At 39.7% G+C, this 13,741-nt stretch carries 16 protein-coding genes; 11 read left to right on the forward strand and 5 right to left on the reverse strand.

The features are described 5' to 3' along the window. Positions 1-57 precede the first annotated feature (57 nt). The 3 genes from RCG22_RS15925 (at position 58) to RCG22_RS15935 (ending at position 2,330) form a co-directional block, all read left to right on the forward strand. The gene (locus RCG22_RS15925) at positions 58-855 is read left to right on the forward strand and encodes an ABC transporter substrate-binding protein (protein ID WP_308103722.1); all 798 of its coding nucleotides are present in this window, start codon (positions 58-60) and stop codon (positions 853-855) included. An 81-nt stretch (positions 856-936) separates the two neighbouring features. Beyond that, the gene (locus tag RCG22_RS15930; RefSeq protein ID WP_374049476.1) at positions 937-1,611 is read left to right on the forward strand and encodes an amino acid ABC transporter permease; all 675 of its coding nucleotides are present in this window, start codon (positions 937-939) and stop codon (positions 1,609-1,611) included. Continuing rightward, a complete protein-coding gene (locus tag RCG22_RS15935) occupies positions 1,608-2,330 on the forward strand; it encodes an amino acid ABC transporter ATP-binding protein (protein ID WP_308103724.1) in 723 nt (240 codons plus the stop codon). The genes RCG22_RS15930 and RCG22_RS15935 overlap by 4 nt, the downstream gene beginning before the upstream one ends. Positions 2,331-2,449: 119 nt before the next feature. Here RCG22_RS15935 and RCG22_RS15940 read toward each other — a convergent pair whose 3' ends face one another. Together RCG22_RS15940 and rluF are read right to left on the reverse strand one after the other, a co-directional pair. Continuing rightward, a complete protein-coding gene (locus tag RCG22_RS15940) occupies positions 2,450-2,989 on the reverse strand; it encodes a helix-turn-helix domain-containing protein (RefSeq protein ID WP_308103725.1) in 540 nt (179 codons plus the stop codon). Between the two features lie 144 nt (positions 2,990-3,133). Next, positions 3,134-3,850 carry a 23S rRNA pseudouridine(2604) synthase RluF gene (rluF, locus tag RCG22_RS15945; RefSeq protein ID WP_308103726.1) on the reverse strand — a complete coding sequence of 239 codons (717 nt, stop codon included), beginning with the start codon at positions 3,848-3,850 and terminating at the stop codon, positions 3,134-3,136. Between the two features lie 216 nt (positions 3,851-4,066). On the opposite strand from rluF, the gene RCG22_RS15950 reads away from it, so the two are divergent. The 3 genes from RCG22_RS15950 to RCG22_RS15960 all read left to right on the forward strand — a co-directional run bounded on the left by RCG22_RS15950 (position 4,067) and on the right by RCG22_RS15960 (position 6,727). Next, positions 4,067-4,519, forward strand: coding sequence for a DUF3052 domain-containing protein (locus RCG22_RS15950; RefSeq protein ID WP_374049368.1), 453 nt, complete (start codon positions 4,067-4,069; stop codon positions 4,517-4,519). A 407-nt stretch (positions 4,520-4,926) separates the two neighbouring features. Next, complete coding sequence (locus tag RCG22_RS15955) at positions 4,927-6,102, forward strand: ParM/StbA family protein (protein WP_098260269.1); 1,176 nt, start codon at positions 4,927-4,929, stop codon at positions 6,100-6,102. A gap of 13 nt (positions 6,103-6,115) precedes the next feature. Then, positions 6,116-6,727, forward strand: coding sequence for a hypothetical protein (locus RCG22_RS15960; protein WP_308103727.1), 612 nt, complete (start codon positions 6,116-6,118; stop codon positions 6,725-6,727). Between the two features lie 64 nt (positions 6,728-6,791). On the opposite strand, the gene RCG22_RS15965 is transcribed toward RCG22_RS15960, so the two are convergent. Further along, a complete protein-coding gene (locus RCG22_RS15965) occupies positions 6,792-6,917 on the reverse strand; it encodes a DUF4023 domain-containing protein (protein ID WP_098260266.1) in 126 nt (41 codons plus the stop codon). A gap of 149 nt (positions 6,918-7,066) precedes the next feature. On the opposite strand from RCG22_RS15965, the gene RCG22_RS15970 reads away from it, so the two are divergent. Beyond that, positions 7,067-8,008 carry a phosphotransferase gene (locus RCG22_RS15970; RefSeq protein ID WP_308103728.1) on the forward strand — a complete coding sequence of 314 codons (942 nt, stop codon included), beginning with the start codon at positions 7,067-7,069 and terminating at the stop codon, positions 8,006-8,008. A gap of 263 nt (positions 8,009-8,271) precedes the next feature. Here the strand turns inward: RCG22_RS15970 and pepT are convergent, their stop codons facing one another. Beyond that, on the reverse strand, positions 8,272-9,504 hold the full coding sequence (pepT, locus tag RCG22_RS15975) for a peptidase T (protein WP_308103729.1): 1,233 nt from the start codon (positions 9,502-9,504) through the stop codon (positions 8,272-8,274). A 224-nt stretch (positions 9,505-9,728) separates the two neighbouring features. Between pepT and RCG22_RS15980 the strand changes: the two genes are divergently transcribed. From RCG22_RS15980 to RCG22_RS15995, 4 genes are read left to right on the forward strand one after another with little or no spacing between them, the layout of a single operon-like run. Continuing rightward, positions 9,729-10,352: a TetR/AcrR family transcriptional regulator gene (locus tag RCG22_RS15980; protein ID WP_308103730.1), complete on the forward strand. Its 624-nt coding sequence runs from the start codon at positions 9,729-9,731 to the stop codon at positions 10,350-10,352. 13 nt (positions 10,353-10,365) lie between these two features. Beyond that, positions 10,366-11,250: an ABC transporter ATP-binding protein gene (locus RCG22_RS15985; RefSeq protein WP_308103731.1), complete on the forward strand. Its 885-nt coding sequence runs from the start codon at positions 10,366-10,368 to the stop codon at positions 11,248-11,250. A gap of 6 nt (positions 11,251-11,256) precedes the next feature. Next, positions 11,257-12,051 (forward strand): ABC transporter permease subunit, encoded by a 795-nt coding sequence (locus RCG22_RS15990; protein WP_308103732.1) that lies wholly within the window; start codon positions 11,257-11,259, stop codon positions 12,049-12,051. 23 nt (positions 12,052-12,074) lie between these two features. After that, positions 12,075-12,875 (forward strand): ABC transporter permease subunit, encoded by an 801-nt coding sequence (locus RCG22_RS15995; protein WP_308103733.1) that lies wholly within the window; start codon positions 12,075-12,077, stop codon positions 12,873-12,875. A 40-nt stretch (positions 12,876-12,915) separates the two neighbouring features. Here the strand turns inward: RCG22_RS15995 and RCG22_RS16000 are convergent, their stop codons facing one another. Then, positions 12,916-13,626 carry a hypothetical protein gene (locus RCG22_RS16000; RefSeq protein ID WP_308103734.1) on the reverse strand — a complete coding sequence of 237 codons (711 nt, stop codon included), beginning with the start codon at positions 13,624-13,626 and terminating at the stop codon, positions 12,916-12,918. Between the last annotated feature and the right edge of the window lie 115 nt (positions 13,627-13,741).

Here is a 13,741-nt window from a genome sequence, read left to right on the forward strand (position 1 = left end):
AGAACACCGTCATACTAAAATCGACGGTGTTTTTTTATTACCAGGGAGGGAATATTTATGAAAAAGTTTGTATTTTTATTAGCTGCGATGATGTTGATTTTATCTGCTTGTGGAACTGCGAAGAGTGATGGGGCAGAAAAGACTACAAAAGCAAATGGTTCTAAACTTGAACTAGTAAAAGATGGTGCATTAACATTCTCAATGACAGGGCAGTATCCGCCGCTTAACTTTAAGAAGGACGGAAAATTGACTGGATTTGATGTTGAAATTGGAACAGAAATTGCCAAGCGAATCGGGCTTGAAGCAAACCCTGTTACAAACCCATGGGAAACGATTATCCAAGGGCTAAAGGCAAAAAAATATGATGCCATTATCGGCAGTATGACCGCTACACCTGAACGTGATAAGCAAGTTGATTTCACTAATCCGTACTATCTTTCTGGCGCACAAATTTTTGTAGCAGAAGGCAATTCCGATATTCAGTCGAAAGAGGATTTAAAGGGTAAAAAAGTTGGAGTCATTCAGGCTAGTACCTGGAAAGACATGGCCGAAGAATTATCTGATCAAGTGAAGGGCTATCCAACTGACGTAAATGCACTTCAAGATTTGGCACTTGGCCGTTTAGATGCCGTCATCACTGACAAAATTGTGGGTGTTAGTGCAAAAAATGAAAAAGGCTTAAAAATTAAGGAAATTGGCGATTTACTGAATGAAGATCGTGTAAGTGTTGCGATTGCTGAAGGAAACAAAGAGCTTGCTGATAAAATCAACAAGGCCATCCAATCAATGATTGATGATGGTACGTATGAAAAGATTAGTATGAAATGGTTTAATACAAACATCATGAAAAAGTAAGACTGGAAAAAAATATTTAGTGCAAGCACCTGATGAGGGTGCTTGCACTATTCAATGAAGGAGGTATAGATCGTGGTTTTTATTGAAAATATTATCAGTATTTTTAGTGAACATGGAATTGCCTTTTTGAAAGCTGCTTGGATGACGATTGCGATAACAGCCATCTCGCTATTGTTTGCAATGGTGATTGGCGTTATTTTTGCCAGCTTTAAGATATCCTCAAGTAAAATACTAAATCGTATCGCTGATATCTACATAGGTATTATTCGTGGAACGCCTCTCATTGTTCAGATCATGTTCTTATATTATGGACTTGCCAATATAGTGAACCTGGATAGTTTCACAGCGGGTGCCTTGGCATTAGGTGTTCATACGGGCGCCTATATTGCTGAAATTTTTAGAGGGGCCGTGCAATCCATTGATCGCGGACAAATGGAAGCAGCCAGGTCCCTCGGAATGCCCAATTCTCTTGCGATGAGGAGAATTATTTTCCCACAGGCTTTCAAAAGAGCAATTCCGTCTCTAGCCAATCAGTTTATTATTGGATTAAAGGATTCATCCCTTGTTGCCTATATTGCTGTGACTGATCTATATAACACGGCCCTAAGTGTCCAAGGTGAAAACTATATGCCTTTTGAAACCTATTTCGTGGTAGGAATCTATTATTTGATTATCGTCCTTATTTTCACTTGGTTTGCCAACCGGATTGAGAATAGGATGGATGTCAGCAAACCAAAGGAGGTCCGATTGGCATGATTGAAGTCCATCATCTATCAAAGTCCTTTGGTAAGCTCGAAGTATTAAAGAATATTGACATAAACGTCAGCGAGAAAGAAGTAGTGGTTCTTATCGGCGCCAGTGGCTCCGGGAAAAGCACACTGCTTCGCTGCTTAAACTTTTTAGAAGTGGCAGAGCGCGGGGAGATTATCATCGATTCAGAAAAGGTAGACCTCGTCAAAACGAACTTAAATAAAGTAAGAGAAAAGGTTGGAATGGTGTTTCAGCATTTTAATCTTTTCCCGCATAAAACCGTGCTCGAAAATATAACAGAAGCCCCGATTTTCGTCCGAAAGGAAACCAAGGAAGCAGCAAGTGCCAAAGCTATCGCTCTTTTAAAAAAGGTTGGTTTAGAGGATAAAGCTAACTATTATCCGGACCAGTTATCCGGGGGGCAAAAGCAGCGGGTGGCGATTGCAAGAGCGTTGGCAATGGAACCAAAAGTGATGCTCTTTGATGAGCCGACTTCCGCTTTGGATCCAGAGCTCGTGGGTGAAGTACTCCAGGTAATGAAAGATCTCGCACGTGAAGGAATGACAATGGTCATTGTGACTCATGAAATGGGCTTTGCGAAAGAAGTCGCGGACCGAGTCATTATGCTTGCAGACGGGAATATTATTGAAGAAGGGCATCCGAGTGAAATTTTTGTCTATCCAAAACACGAACGAACCCAACGGTTTTTGAACCAGGTATTATAAATTGTAGAAATAAGAAGTAATAAAGGAATTAATTAAAAAAGGCTGACTGAAATGGAACCTACAGTTCCACTTTAGTCAGCCTTTTTTGACACACAAGTCATCAGAGAGAAAGCTAAAGATTAAATAATATCATTCAGTTCGCTGTCGGAATAAATGGAAATTAACACCACCGCTTTTCCCTCACCAATATTTCTAACAAAATGCGGTACACTGGCATTCCAGCTGAAGGAGTCCCCTTCTTCAATAATCATCGAGTCTTCACCTTGTTCTGCTTGAACTCTTCCCTCCAACACTAAATGACATTCCTCGCCTTCATGGGCGTTTAATTCACCCATAGAAGCCCCTGGAGGAAATTCAACCTGCATCATTCGTAATCCGCCTTTAGAGGTTAAATGTTCTATTTTCAAGCTGTTGAATGTAGAATAAGTCCTCTCATCCTTTCGAACGACCCGCATGTGCTGCTTTTTTTCCAACAATAAATAAGGTAACGGCACCCCAAGGAAGGTTGAGATGGTTTGTAAAGTGCTAATCGATGGAGAGGTGTTATTGTTTTCAACATTGCTGATAAATCCCTTTGAAAGCCCTGTTCCTTCACACATTTGAGCAATCGTGATTTTTTTTCGATTGCGTATCGTACGAATTTTTGATCCGATATCCAAATTTTCCACCTCAAGAGTTTCCAAATAAAAAAACATAATTCTATTTTAGCAAAAGTAAAGTTGGCAATCTAGAATCACTTTTGTTTTATGGAAAAATAATATTCATATAAGAAAACAAGGTAAAGGCTGTCGATGGATTATTGTTCACCATTCCTTCGGCTGATAATTAAGATCTGCAAATAATTGATTCCGTTCTTTCTTTGACAAATCGCGCCACTGTCCAATTGGCAAATTGCCTAATTGAATATTCATGATTCGAGTCCGTTGCAGCCTAACAACTCCATAACCAAGAGCAGAACACATCCGGCGGATTTGCCGATTGAGACCTTGTGTTAGGATAATCTGAAATACATATTTAGAAAGTTGGGTAACTTTACACGGCAATGTCTTTGTATCCAAAATTTCGACACCTGCTGCCATTCTTTTTAAAAATTCAGGAGTGATCGGTTTGTCGACGGTTACGATATATTCTTTCTCATGCTTATTCTCAGCACGCAAAATTTCGTTAACAATATCTCCATCATTCGTCAGAAGGATTAAACCATCAGATTCCTTATCCAAACGGCCGATGTGGAATATTCGTAAGGGATGATTGACTAAGTCGATGATATTTCCCTTGATATGTCTTTCCGTTGTACTCGTTATCCCAACAGGTTTATTTAAGGCGATATAGACATAATTTGCAGTCACTTTAATCGGGGTTCCGCTAATGCGAACATCATCGCCAGGCTCAACCTGGCTCCCTATTTCCGCGACCTTCCCATTAATCGTAACTCTTCCTTCACTAATTAACTTATCTGCTCCTCTTCTAGATGCTTTGCCAGACTCGCTAATAAATTTATTAATACGCATGTTACACACCCTTAAGTGGAGAATTGTAAGTTTACCATACCCAAATGCTATCTTTTTTTCAAGTCTTACGGTGCCTTTTCGGATTGTGACAAGAATTGTAAATTAGCAGTAAAGAGACGGTAGTGACCGGCTGGTTGAATGATAATGAAAAATGGTATTATTTCTATGTTGGTAAAGAAGTGGTTGCTAGTTCAATGAGCGAACGGTAGATAGGGGGATATACATTTGTCAGTTATTAAAAAGCTTCAGTTTAAGGATCAAGGACAAGCTGTATTAATCATTAACGCACCAAAGGCCTATGAGGAAGTAATGGCATTCTTTGAGGGAAATGTCCATAAACAAGGTGGATTAGAAGAAGGCTATGATTTTGTCCAGGTATTTGGAACCAGTAATGGTGAGCTTCAAGCTTTTGCAAAGAGTGCGGAAAGTTTTGTGAAAGAGAATGGACTGTTCTGGCTTTGCTATCCTAAAAAATCATCAAAGACATATAAAGGTTCAGACTGCAGCCGTGACACGGTTATGTACCTACTTGCTGAAAAAGGATATGAACCGGTTCGGCAAATTGCTATTGATGAAGATTGGTCTGCATTAAGATTCCGGAAGCCAGAACAAATTAAGACAATGAAACGGAGTTTTGCTGTTACGGAAGTTGGGAAAAAACGGACCGAGCAGCAATGACTTCTATCAGCTAGCAGACCTAAGGGCTATGAGGGCCTTAGGTCTTTTTTATGCATTCATTTAAGAATGTAAACAAATATGTGTACAAGTTTACGGTAATACACTAGTTGTTTACGAAAATGTATACAAGTTTACTTTTTGTATACATGTTGTTTACAAATGCGTTTACATGTATACAAACCTGTACACATCTTGCGACGGTGCGATGTATACAGGTTTGTTATTGTTGTTTACAAAAATGTAAACAACGTGCGAAAGTTTACGCGTTGTTTACATTTTTACAGTTATATTATTTTTAAGCGGAAATTATTGAAGAATCTAGTATTCTTCTATACCCTTAAAGAGGTAAACTAGAACTACATAATTATTAAAAAATAAATCCATTAAATGAAAAGGAATGATATTTTATGAATAAATCCAGAGTTGCAGCAATTGACGTTGGTAATGACTCGATTAAGGCCATTTTTGGTGAATTAGAATATGAGTTGAATATTCCAAACATTATTGCTAGGGATACAGAAGATCGACCTGTTATTGGTATTGAAGAGCTTGATTCAAAAAATCCATTAGATGGAATTCATATCAAGGTCCACTCCCCTGCTTTAAAAGAGAACAACGGAATTTTCCGCATTGGTAATTTAGCGACGAAAAGTAATAATGCAATGGAATTAGATCCTGGCAGCAGCAAGTCTGAGGAAGACCAAACATTAATTATGCTTTTTGCTACCTTAGCTTTAGATGCAGTAAAGGAAAATAATTCACATGCTTTCCCACGCACAAAAAATGTGATTGATGCTAACTACACGTTGGGAACAGGTCTCCCCCTTCGCGAAGTAAAGGAAGGCAAGGATGCTGGCTATCGTTCTAAATTAGTTGGTTCCGTTCATCAAGTAGAATTCTTAGTTACACCAAAGTACCAAGGCTTGAAAGTAAATATTAAATTTGAAGAAGTAAAGGTATATCCAGAAGGATTTGCTGCATTTATTAATCTTGTTTTAGATAATAGCGGAAAAGTAATTAATAAAGATTTGATTGATAAACGCATATTAATTCAGGATATCGGCGGATTATCTACAGATATCGCTGTCATCAAAAATCGCAATGTCGATGATGATAAAGCACAAGGGTTTAATCTTGGGGTTTCAGAATCATTAGAAGCGATTCGTGAAGAGATTCGGTCCAAGCATGGTGTGGAATTAGACAGCCGCCGTGATGTGGTAGATATTATCACCAAGAAAAGTGATCGAAACCATATTATGGTTAAAGGAAGCCGGACAAGTGTGCATGATATAACGGACCGAATTCTGCTTGATTTAGCCAAGAAGCAATATCGTTTATTGCGTAATGTTTGGCAGAAGAACTCACAGACAGAAATTTGCTACTTTGTGGGCGGCGGTGCCAATGTCTTAAAAGAATACCTTAAAACACTAAATAACAATTTAGACGGATATAACATTGATTTCTTTGAAGATGAGAAAGAAAGTATTTGGATGATGGCGAATGCTTACTATAAACTAATTCAGGATTTTGTTCGTAAAGCGGAGAAACAAAAAGCGGTTAAAGTTGAACCTGTAAAAAGCTAAATAAGGTGATCATATGAAGAAATCAGCCTCTGAGGTTCAGAGGGGGCAAGCGATTTCCTTTCGCGTCCCCTCTGATACACCTGACCATATCTTAAAACATTTACAAAAGTTAAAAGAGACAGAGAGAAGAAATTTTTCAAGTAAAATTGCTGAGTTTGTGATGCAAGGAGTGAATAGTTCCCATTCGCGGGAAAAGGAAACGATCACGATCCCCCTCCCCCAGAAATTAACGAAGGCGCAACGAGATTGGTTAAAACACGAGCACTCTGAGGCATTACTAGGAAGTATTCTTTATCAGCTGATCTCTGATCCAGTACGCTCTACTGCTTTACTTGCCTCTTTAAACAGCCGCTCATTAGATATTGACGAGGCCTTGTACCTTCAAGAGGAAGTATTTCCTAAGGAACTGCCTGGGGATTCTATGAAGAATACAGGTTACCTAGAAAGTTCTGCGGCTAAAGAAGATGAACCGTCCCCCCCTATCGACTTGAGTGACATGGATGATGACCTTAGTGACTTTGATTGGGAAGGTGCTAAGGACAAGGAGCCAGTGGTTGAAGAAGCGGAAATGGAAGAAAATATCGACGACTTACTTGGCGGTTTTCTGGCAAATATGAATAAATAATAAATTAAAGGTCCAACCTCACGGGCTGCTTTATTGCGGCTGTGAGGCTGGACCCTTTTTGTGATTAATGCTGCTTATTAGGTAATCGTTGACTTTTTTGACTATTTGCTTGTCGTTGTTTATTTTTCTTGTCTTTTTCCTGTTTTTCATGCAGCTGTTCTACAAATTCATGTGTATTACTGTTATCCATTTATTAAACCTCCTTGAAAAATCGAAGCAAAGTTATTTTGACCATAGTGTGAGAAATTATTCTGTCATGCATTTCATATGTTGTGAATAAGAATATATCGTTAATTATTTCAAATCTATGAAACTATTAAATGATGCGGTGGTGGGTTAATGGAGCTGCCAAAGAACATAGTCTTAGCCAATGGTAAACTTAATGATGAATTAATCGTGAACAGGGAAATCCTCTATAAAGGTATGAATGGTAGATTTGTTGAAAGATTCTATCTGTCTCCATCACAAAGCTATGTTTTTAAACCACTAACAAATGATGGTCAATGGGGAAAAGAGGTTTGGGTCCATGAACATATTCTTCCCCAATTCCCGAAAATATATCCAAAAATTATTTCCTTTTCCATCAGTGAAAGGACCGAGCTTAATTGGATGATTCTTGAAGACCTTGGCCCACTTTCCCACGATTTTAATGAGGGTAGTGTAATGGCGGTGATTAAGTGGTTGGCTTGGTGGCATTCGCTTCCTGTGGGAAAATGGGGTGATATTCCTTTAAAGGGGCTAAAACCAAGAATAGAAGAAATGGTATCAGAAATTTGTCTGAAGAAGGACGAATTTTATCGTTTATTGCCTGCGTTAAAGGTGGAGGAAAGCCTTATTCATAGCCTTTTTTTAAAACTTAATCGATTTAGCTTTTCCGAGAAACAAGTGTTAACTCATGGCGATTTACACACAGGGAATTTCGCAATCGTCGATAATGAGTTGAAGATTTTGGACTGGGAGCACACCCATCTTAATTTGCCACACTGGGATTTGTTTCATCTGATGGATCTGTCCCATCCGCTTTTTCCTAAAAAGCTAACGAGTCCATTGCGGGAGAGAATTTTGGAGTCTTACCTTAGTCAGGTAGAGTATGAGGTTGACCGCGCGGCCTTTATCAGTGAGTATTATTTATTTGCATCTGTATTCTCGCTTTGGATGATTTTATTGATTCAAAAGGACTTAGTGAATAATGGCGGGAAATGGTCGGTCGAGCAGCTGCATATTCAACTTGAGGAAACGGTATCCAGTCTTAAACAGTGCGCTACAGCGCTAATTTTATGAAGTATTTAAAAGCTAACTGCAGGAATCGAGCGCAGTTAGCTTTTTTTGTTGTATATGGAATTATAAAATATTTAATTGTGGATAAATTGATTTAGTCTCTTTGAATCCAGCTCCAGCGCCCAACGGCTAGTGTCCTTCGCGCTCCGCCCTACGATAAGTCAAGCACGAATGCGCTAACGCTCTTCGTGTTTCCTTTATCTCAGTTGGAGCGCTCCAGGCCATACGCCGCTGAACGGGCGCTTGCGCCTTTTGTTCTGGAATTATTATGCCTTTTGTTCTGTCAATTTGATGATTTCAATGACCGTGTTGGTTGCTTTGATCATATTATCAACGGAAATAAATTCAAATTTACCGTGGAAATTCTCGCCGCCAGTAAAAATATTTGGTGTCGGCAGACCCATATATGAAAGCTGTGAGCCATCGGTGCCGCCGCGGATTGGTTTGACAATTGGCTGGATGCTGAGGTTCACCATCGCCTCATGGGCAATGTCGACGATTTCCATCACTGGTTTAATCTTTTCACCCATGTTGTAATATTGGTCGTTTAGTTCTAGTTGGATGTTATCGCTGCCGTATTTTGCTTTGAACTCATTGGCGATATTTTCGATGAGCGTTTTTCTAGCCTGGAATTTCTCCATGTCGTGATCTCTAATAATATAGTGGAGCTTTGTTCGTTCCACATCGCCGTTGAATGAGAGCAGATGAAAGAAGCCTTCGTACCCTTCGGTGTGTTCAGGTGCTTCCTGTGCGGGTAGCTTGCTATGTAAGTCCATCGCGATTTTCATTGAGTTAACCATTTTATCCTTTGCGGAACCTGGGTGAATGTTGTTTCCTTTAATCGTAATCTTAGCTGCAGCGGCGTTGAAGCTTTCGAACTCTAACTCGCCGAGCGGTCCGCCATCGACCGTATACGCATGCTTCGCCTGGAAGGCAGCAACATCAAACTTATGTGGACCTCTGCCGATTTCTTCATCCGGGGTGAACGCAACGCGGACCTTACCGTGTTTAATTTCGGGATGATTGATCAGGTAGGCCATTGCTGTCATGATCTCAGTGATGCCGGCTTTGTTGTCCGCACCAAGCAGCGTCGTACCGTCGGTCGTGATTAAGGTGTGGCCCTTGTAATCAGGAAGGCTTGGAAAATCCTTTGGAGACATCACTACTTTTAGCGCCTCGTTTAAGACGATTTCATTGCCATCATAATTTTCGACGATTTGCGGGTTCACATTTTTCCCGGTAAAATCTGTGGCGGTATCGACATGGGCGAGGAAGCCGATGGTAGACACTTCTTTGTTTGTATTCGACGGTAAGGTCGCCATCACATAGCCATTTTCATCGATGGTGACTTCTTTCATCCCAATCGATTTCAATTCATTGACCAGCATGTGGGCTAATGTCCACTGCCCCTCTGTGGATGGACAAGTTTCACTGTTTTCATTGGACTGGGTGTCGACTTTAACATAGGAAGTAAATCTTTCAATAAGCTCATTTTTCAATTGCACTACACTCCCCTTTTTGTGGTTGAATTCATGATTATCATATCATAAATATACCAGTAAACATGCATCCTAGAACACCCCGATATGCCATACTATACAACAAACAATCATTTTATAATTTTGTAAAAAATATAGCTTGACCGCTATTGACCGTAGGGGTCAACGGGAGTACACTATGGTTGACTGATGTGGTCAATAGGTAGAAAAGGAGGACCGCAACAATGTTTTCAAAATTCCTCAACTTAGATAAAGAAAAACAAGATCGAATGATAAATGCCGCCATAAAGGAATTTGCTGAGAAAGGATATGACCGTGCCTCAACCAATGAAATTGTCAAAGAGGCTGGAATCTCTAAGGGATTGTTGTTCCATTATTTTCAGAACAAAAAGCAGTTGTTCTTTTTTGTCTTTGATTACTGCTACGAAATCGTTATCGATGAATTTTACAAAAAAATTAACTTCCAAGAGACGGACTTTTTCATGCGAATGAGGCAGGCAGTCGGAATTAAAGTAGAAATGCTTGCTACCTATCCGGATATCTTTAAATTTATTCAAGAGGTATTTTTGGAGGAATCCGCGGAAATAAAGGTTGAGTTTGATAAAAAGAAAACGGAAATTACTCATATCAATATTGAAAAAGCGTATGAGGGCATTGATTATACAAAATTTAGGGATGATGTAGATCTCACCAAAATCTTAAAGATCATTAGCTGGACGTTTGAAAAAATAAGTGATGAGGCATTAGCGCAGGCAAAGTTGTCACCAACCCATGAGATTGATTATCTAACCATCCAGAGGGAAGCAGAGGAATACTTTCAAATCTTAACGAGAGTATTTTATAAATAAGGGGGTTCTTACGATGAATGTGATTGAAATTAACAACCTTACAAAAATGTATGGCAAATCAAGAGGAATCACGGACATAAGCTTTCATGTCGAGGAAGGCGAAATTTTTGGCTTCATTGGACCAAATGGCGCCGGTAAATCAACAACGATTCGAACACTTTTGTCGCTCATCTACCCTACCAGCGGCAGTGCGACCATCTTTGGGAAAGACTGTGTTCAATTTGCGCCTGAAATTAAAAAGGAGATTGGTTATTTGCCTTCAGAAGTTTTTTACTATGACAATATGAAGGTGAAGGACCTATTAAAATATTCTGCTAGTTTTTATAAAAAGGATTGCAGTAAACGAATCAAAGAATTGGCTGAAATTATGGACCTTGATCTGAATAAAAAAATCGATGACCTTTCCTTGGGAAATAAAAAGAAGGTTGGGATCGTTCAAGGACTGCTCCATCAACCCAAGCTGATTATTCTAGACGAACCAACCAGCGGCCTCGACCCGCTGATGCAGCAAAAGTTCTTTGAACTGTTAGAAGAAGAGAATAAAAAGGGGGCAACCATTCTCTTTTCGTCGCACATCCTTAGCGAGGTGCAACGCCTATGTAACAGGGTCGCCATCATTAAAGAAGGTAAGATTGTTACAGTGGAAAAGATTAGTACTTTAAAAGAAAGCAACTATAAGAAGTTTAAAGTGGAAACGAAAACACCGCTCGAATCGAATTACTTCAACATGAGCGGCGTCAATAACTTAGAAATCAAAGAAAACATCACGAGCTTTTTATTTAGAGGAAACATCAATACCATCATGAAAAAACTGGCAGACATTGAACTTGTGAATCTATGGATTGAAGAGCCAGACCTTGAGGAGATCTTTTTGCATTATTACGAAAAGGAGGCCTAGGAAGCTATGAATATCTTTTTTCATGAATGGAAGGCTTATCGGAAGTCGACGATTATTTGGTCTGTATCGTTAGTGTTAATAATTGCGCTATTCATGTCCTTTTATCCAGCCTTTGCGAAGGATGCGGAGAGTTTCCAAAAAATCATGGAGGGTTATCCAGAGGCCATCCGTAATGCCATCGGGTTTAATCTTGGATTCTTTACGATTCTCGGCTTCTATTGCTTCCCGTTATCCTTTATTACCTTGTGCGGTGCGATTCAGGGGATGAATCTAGGCACAAGCATTGTCAGTAAGGAAGTCCGTGAAAAAACAGCTGATTTTCTGTTAACCAAGCCTGTGACCAGATCATCAGTGTTAACATTCAAATTAATGGCGGCGTTTGCGTCGATTGTGGTGACAAATATCGTTTACCTGGCTGTAACAATTCTGATCACCTTTCAAGTGAAGACAGCTGATTTTAGCCTTAAAGTGCTAGTCATGCTTTCACTCACGATGTTTTTTATCCAGCTGATTTTCCTTGCTTTAGGGATTATGATTTCGGTGATTGTCCCGAAGATAAAATCGGTATTGACCGTCTCCCTGACTACTGTTTTTGCGTTCTATTTTTTGGGGATGTTTAGCAGCACAACGGGTGAGGAAGCAAAACGTTATATCTCGCCGTTTAAGTATTTCGACACCGCCTATATCATCAAACATGCCGGCTATGAAGCGTCCTTTTTAATTGTCGGGGCAGTCATTATTATTCTAGCCATCACAGCGAGTTATTTTGTTTATCTTAAAAAGGATATCCACGCTGTATAGCTGTGAAATGGAGGGGTTTGGTCATGAATGTATTTATAAGAGAATTAAGATCTTATCGAAAGTCGATCATATTTTGGAGCATTGGTGTTTTCTTAATGGTAGCATCGGGAATGGCTAAATTTGAGGCCTATTCCTCATCGGGCCAATCAATCAATGATTTGATTGGCGATCTGCCAAAGTCAATGAAGGCCATCATGGGTTTTGGGGTCGTCGATTTATCGAAGATTAGCGGTTATTATTCCATGCTGTATATCTATTTGTTGTTAATGGCGACAATCCATGCAGCCATGCTCGGGGCATCCATTATTGCTAAGGAAGAGCGAGACAAAACAGCGGAGTTTCTATTTGTCAAACCCATTTCCAGAAATACGATTATTAGTGCAAAATTACTGGCTGCTTTTACAAATATCATCATCTTCAATCTTGTCACCTGGGGGTCGTTGATTATTTTGGTTGGGAAATACAACAGCTCTGGTGAAGCCGTTAATGGTGATATTGCCCTTACCATGGCGGGCCTGTTTATATTACAAGTCTTGTTCCTGGTCATTGGCAGCGCCCTTGCGGCGGTAAAAAGGAAACCGAAAACAGCTCCGTCTCTAGCGACGGGTGTCCTTCTCCTTACGTATATGTTATCGATTGCCATCGATTTGAACGAGAAGATTGAAGGGATGAAATATTTCACCCCGTTCAAATATTTTGATGCAAAAAATGTAATGTTTGGCGGTGGGCTTGAAGGTATTTTTATCGTCCTATCCGTGATTTTAATTGCCGTTCTCCTGGTAGTAACCTTCCGTTTTTATAAAAGGAAGGATTTAAATGCATAAAAGGAGGCCTGACTTTTGTCAGGCCTTTTCATTTTGACTGTTATTTTTCGCGTGTCATTTTAATAAGGGTGTTGATATCATTTGAAAGCTTGCTATAGGTAGGAGTTTTCGATTTAATATTTGCCTTGATTCCATCAATGAGCGGTAATGCTTTTGGGTTTGTAACCGTTAAGATTTGTACATGTCCGTTAAAGGCTTTATCTATCAACTCTTTGGCTTGATCTAAATTATCATCATTACTCAGCTTCTCTGGATCAACTCCGTCAAGGTTTCCCTTTCCTGAGGAACCAGACGTGTTTTTTAACACCTTATTTTGAAGCTCATCGTAACGAGTCGAGGTCACTTCCGGTTTTGCACGGGCCAAAATAATCGTGTCATCTAGTACAAATACCTTGATACCTGGAATCCCCTCACCTGATAATCGTGATTCTAAATGAGAGGAAATCCCGCCATCATGAAGACCTGAACTGCCAATCAGGCTATAGACATCCGTTCCAACACCGCTGGTTGTTTGACCAGCCCGGTTCGTTGTTTTTTTCTTTGCCCTGTCAACACTCGGGATGACATTTACACTATTCTCATGTCCATGGACGTTTCCATTTCCCTTTTTATTAACCGAAGGATCATGATAGTCAACGTTTTCTGCTGCTCCGATCTCATTTCCTTTCATGTTTTGCTGGCCCGAACATGCTGACAGCACGAATAAAGCAGCGATCGGGAGTCCCCAGATTTTCCATTTTCGTTTAAACATAAAACATCCTCCTTTTTTAAAATGTATTTTTCCCAAATCTTTTCTAATTATGAATGGATGATTTCGGAATAAATGAGAAATATTAAAATTATGGGAAATAATGTCGAAAATTGGA

Source organism: Neobacillus nitrireducens (assembly GCF_030915405.1).
Lineage (GTDB): Bacteria > Bacillota > Bacilli > Bacillales > Cytobacillaceae > Neobacillus.

Coding starts and splice junctions, on each gene's coding strand:
- RCG22_RS15985 (WP_308103731.1), top strand. CDS start 10,366: ATGAATGTGATTGAAATTAACAACCTTACAAAAATGTATGGCAAATCA.
- RCG22_RS15995 (WP_308103733.1), top strand. CDS start 12,075: ATGAATGTATTTATAAGAGAATTAAGATCTTATCGAAAGTCGATCATA.
- RCG22_RS15925 (WP_308103722.1), top strand. CDS start 58: ATGAAAAAGTTTGTATTTTTATTAGCTGCGATGATGTTGATTTTATCT.
- RCG22_RS15935 (WP_308103724.1), top strand. CDS start 1,608: ATGATTGAAGTCCATCATCTATCAAAGTCCTTTGGTAAGCTCGAAGTA.
- RCG22_RS15990 (WP_308103732.1), top strand. CDS start 11,257: ATGAATATCTTTTTTCATGAATGGAAGGCTTATCGGAAGTCGACGATT.
- RCG22_RS15980 (WP_308103730.1), top strand. CDS start 9,729: ATGTTTTCAAAATTCCTCAACTTAGATAAAGAAAAACAAGATCGAATG.
- RCG22_RS16000 (WP_308103734.1), bottom strand. CDS start 13,626: ATGTTTAAACGAAAATGGAAAATCTGGGGACTCCCGATCGCTGCTTTA.
- RCG22_RS15960 (WP_308103727.1), top strand. CDS start 6,116: ATGAAGAAATCAGCCTCTGAGGTTCAGAGGGGGCAAGCGATTTCCTTT.
- RCG22_RS15970 (WP_308103728.1), top strand. CDS start 7,067: ATGGAGCTGCCAAAGAACATAGTCTTAGCCAATGGTAAACTTAATGAT.
- RCG22_RS15955 (WP_098260269.1), top strand. CDS start 4,927: ATGAATAAATCCAGAGTTGCAGCAATTGACGTTGGTAATGACTCGATT.
- RCG22_RS15965 (WP_098260266.1), bottom strand. CDS start 6,917: ATGGATAACAGTAATACACATGAATTTGTAGAACAGCTGCATGAAAAA.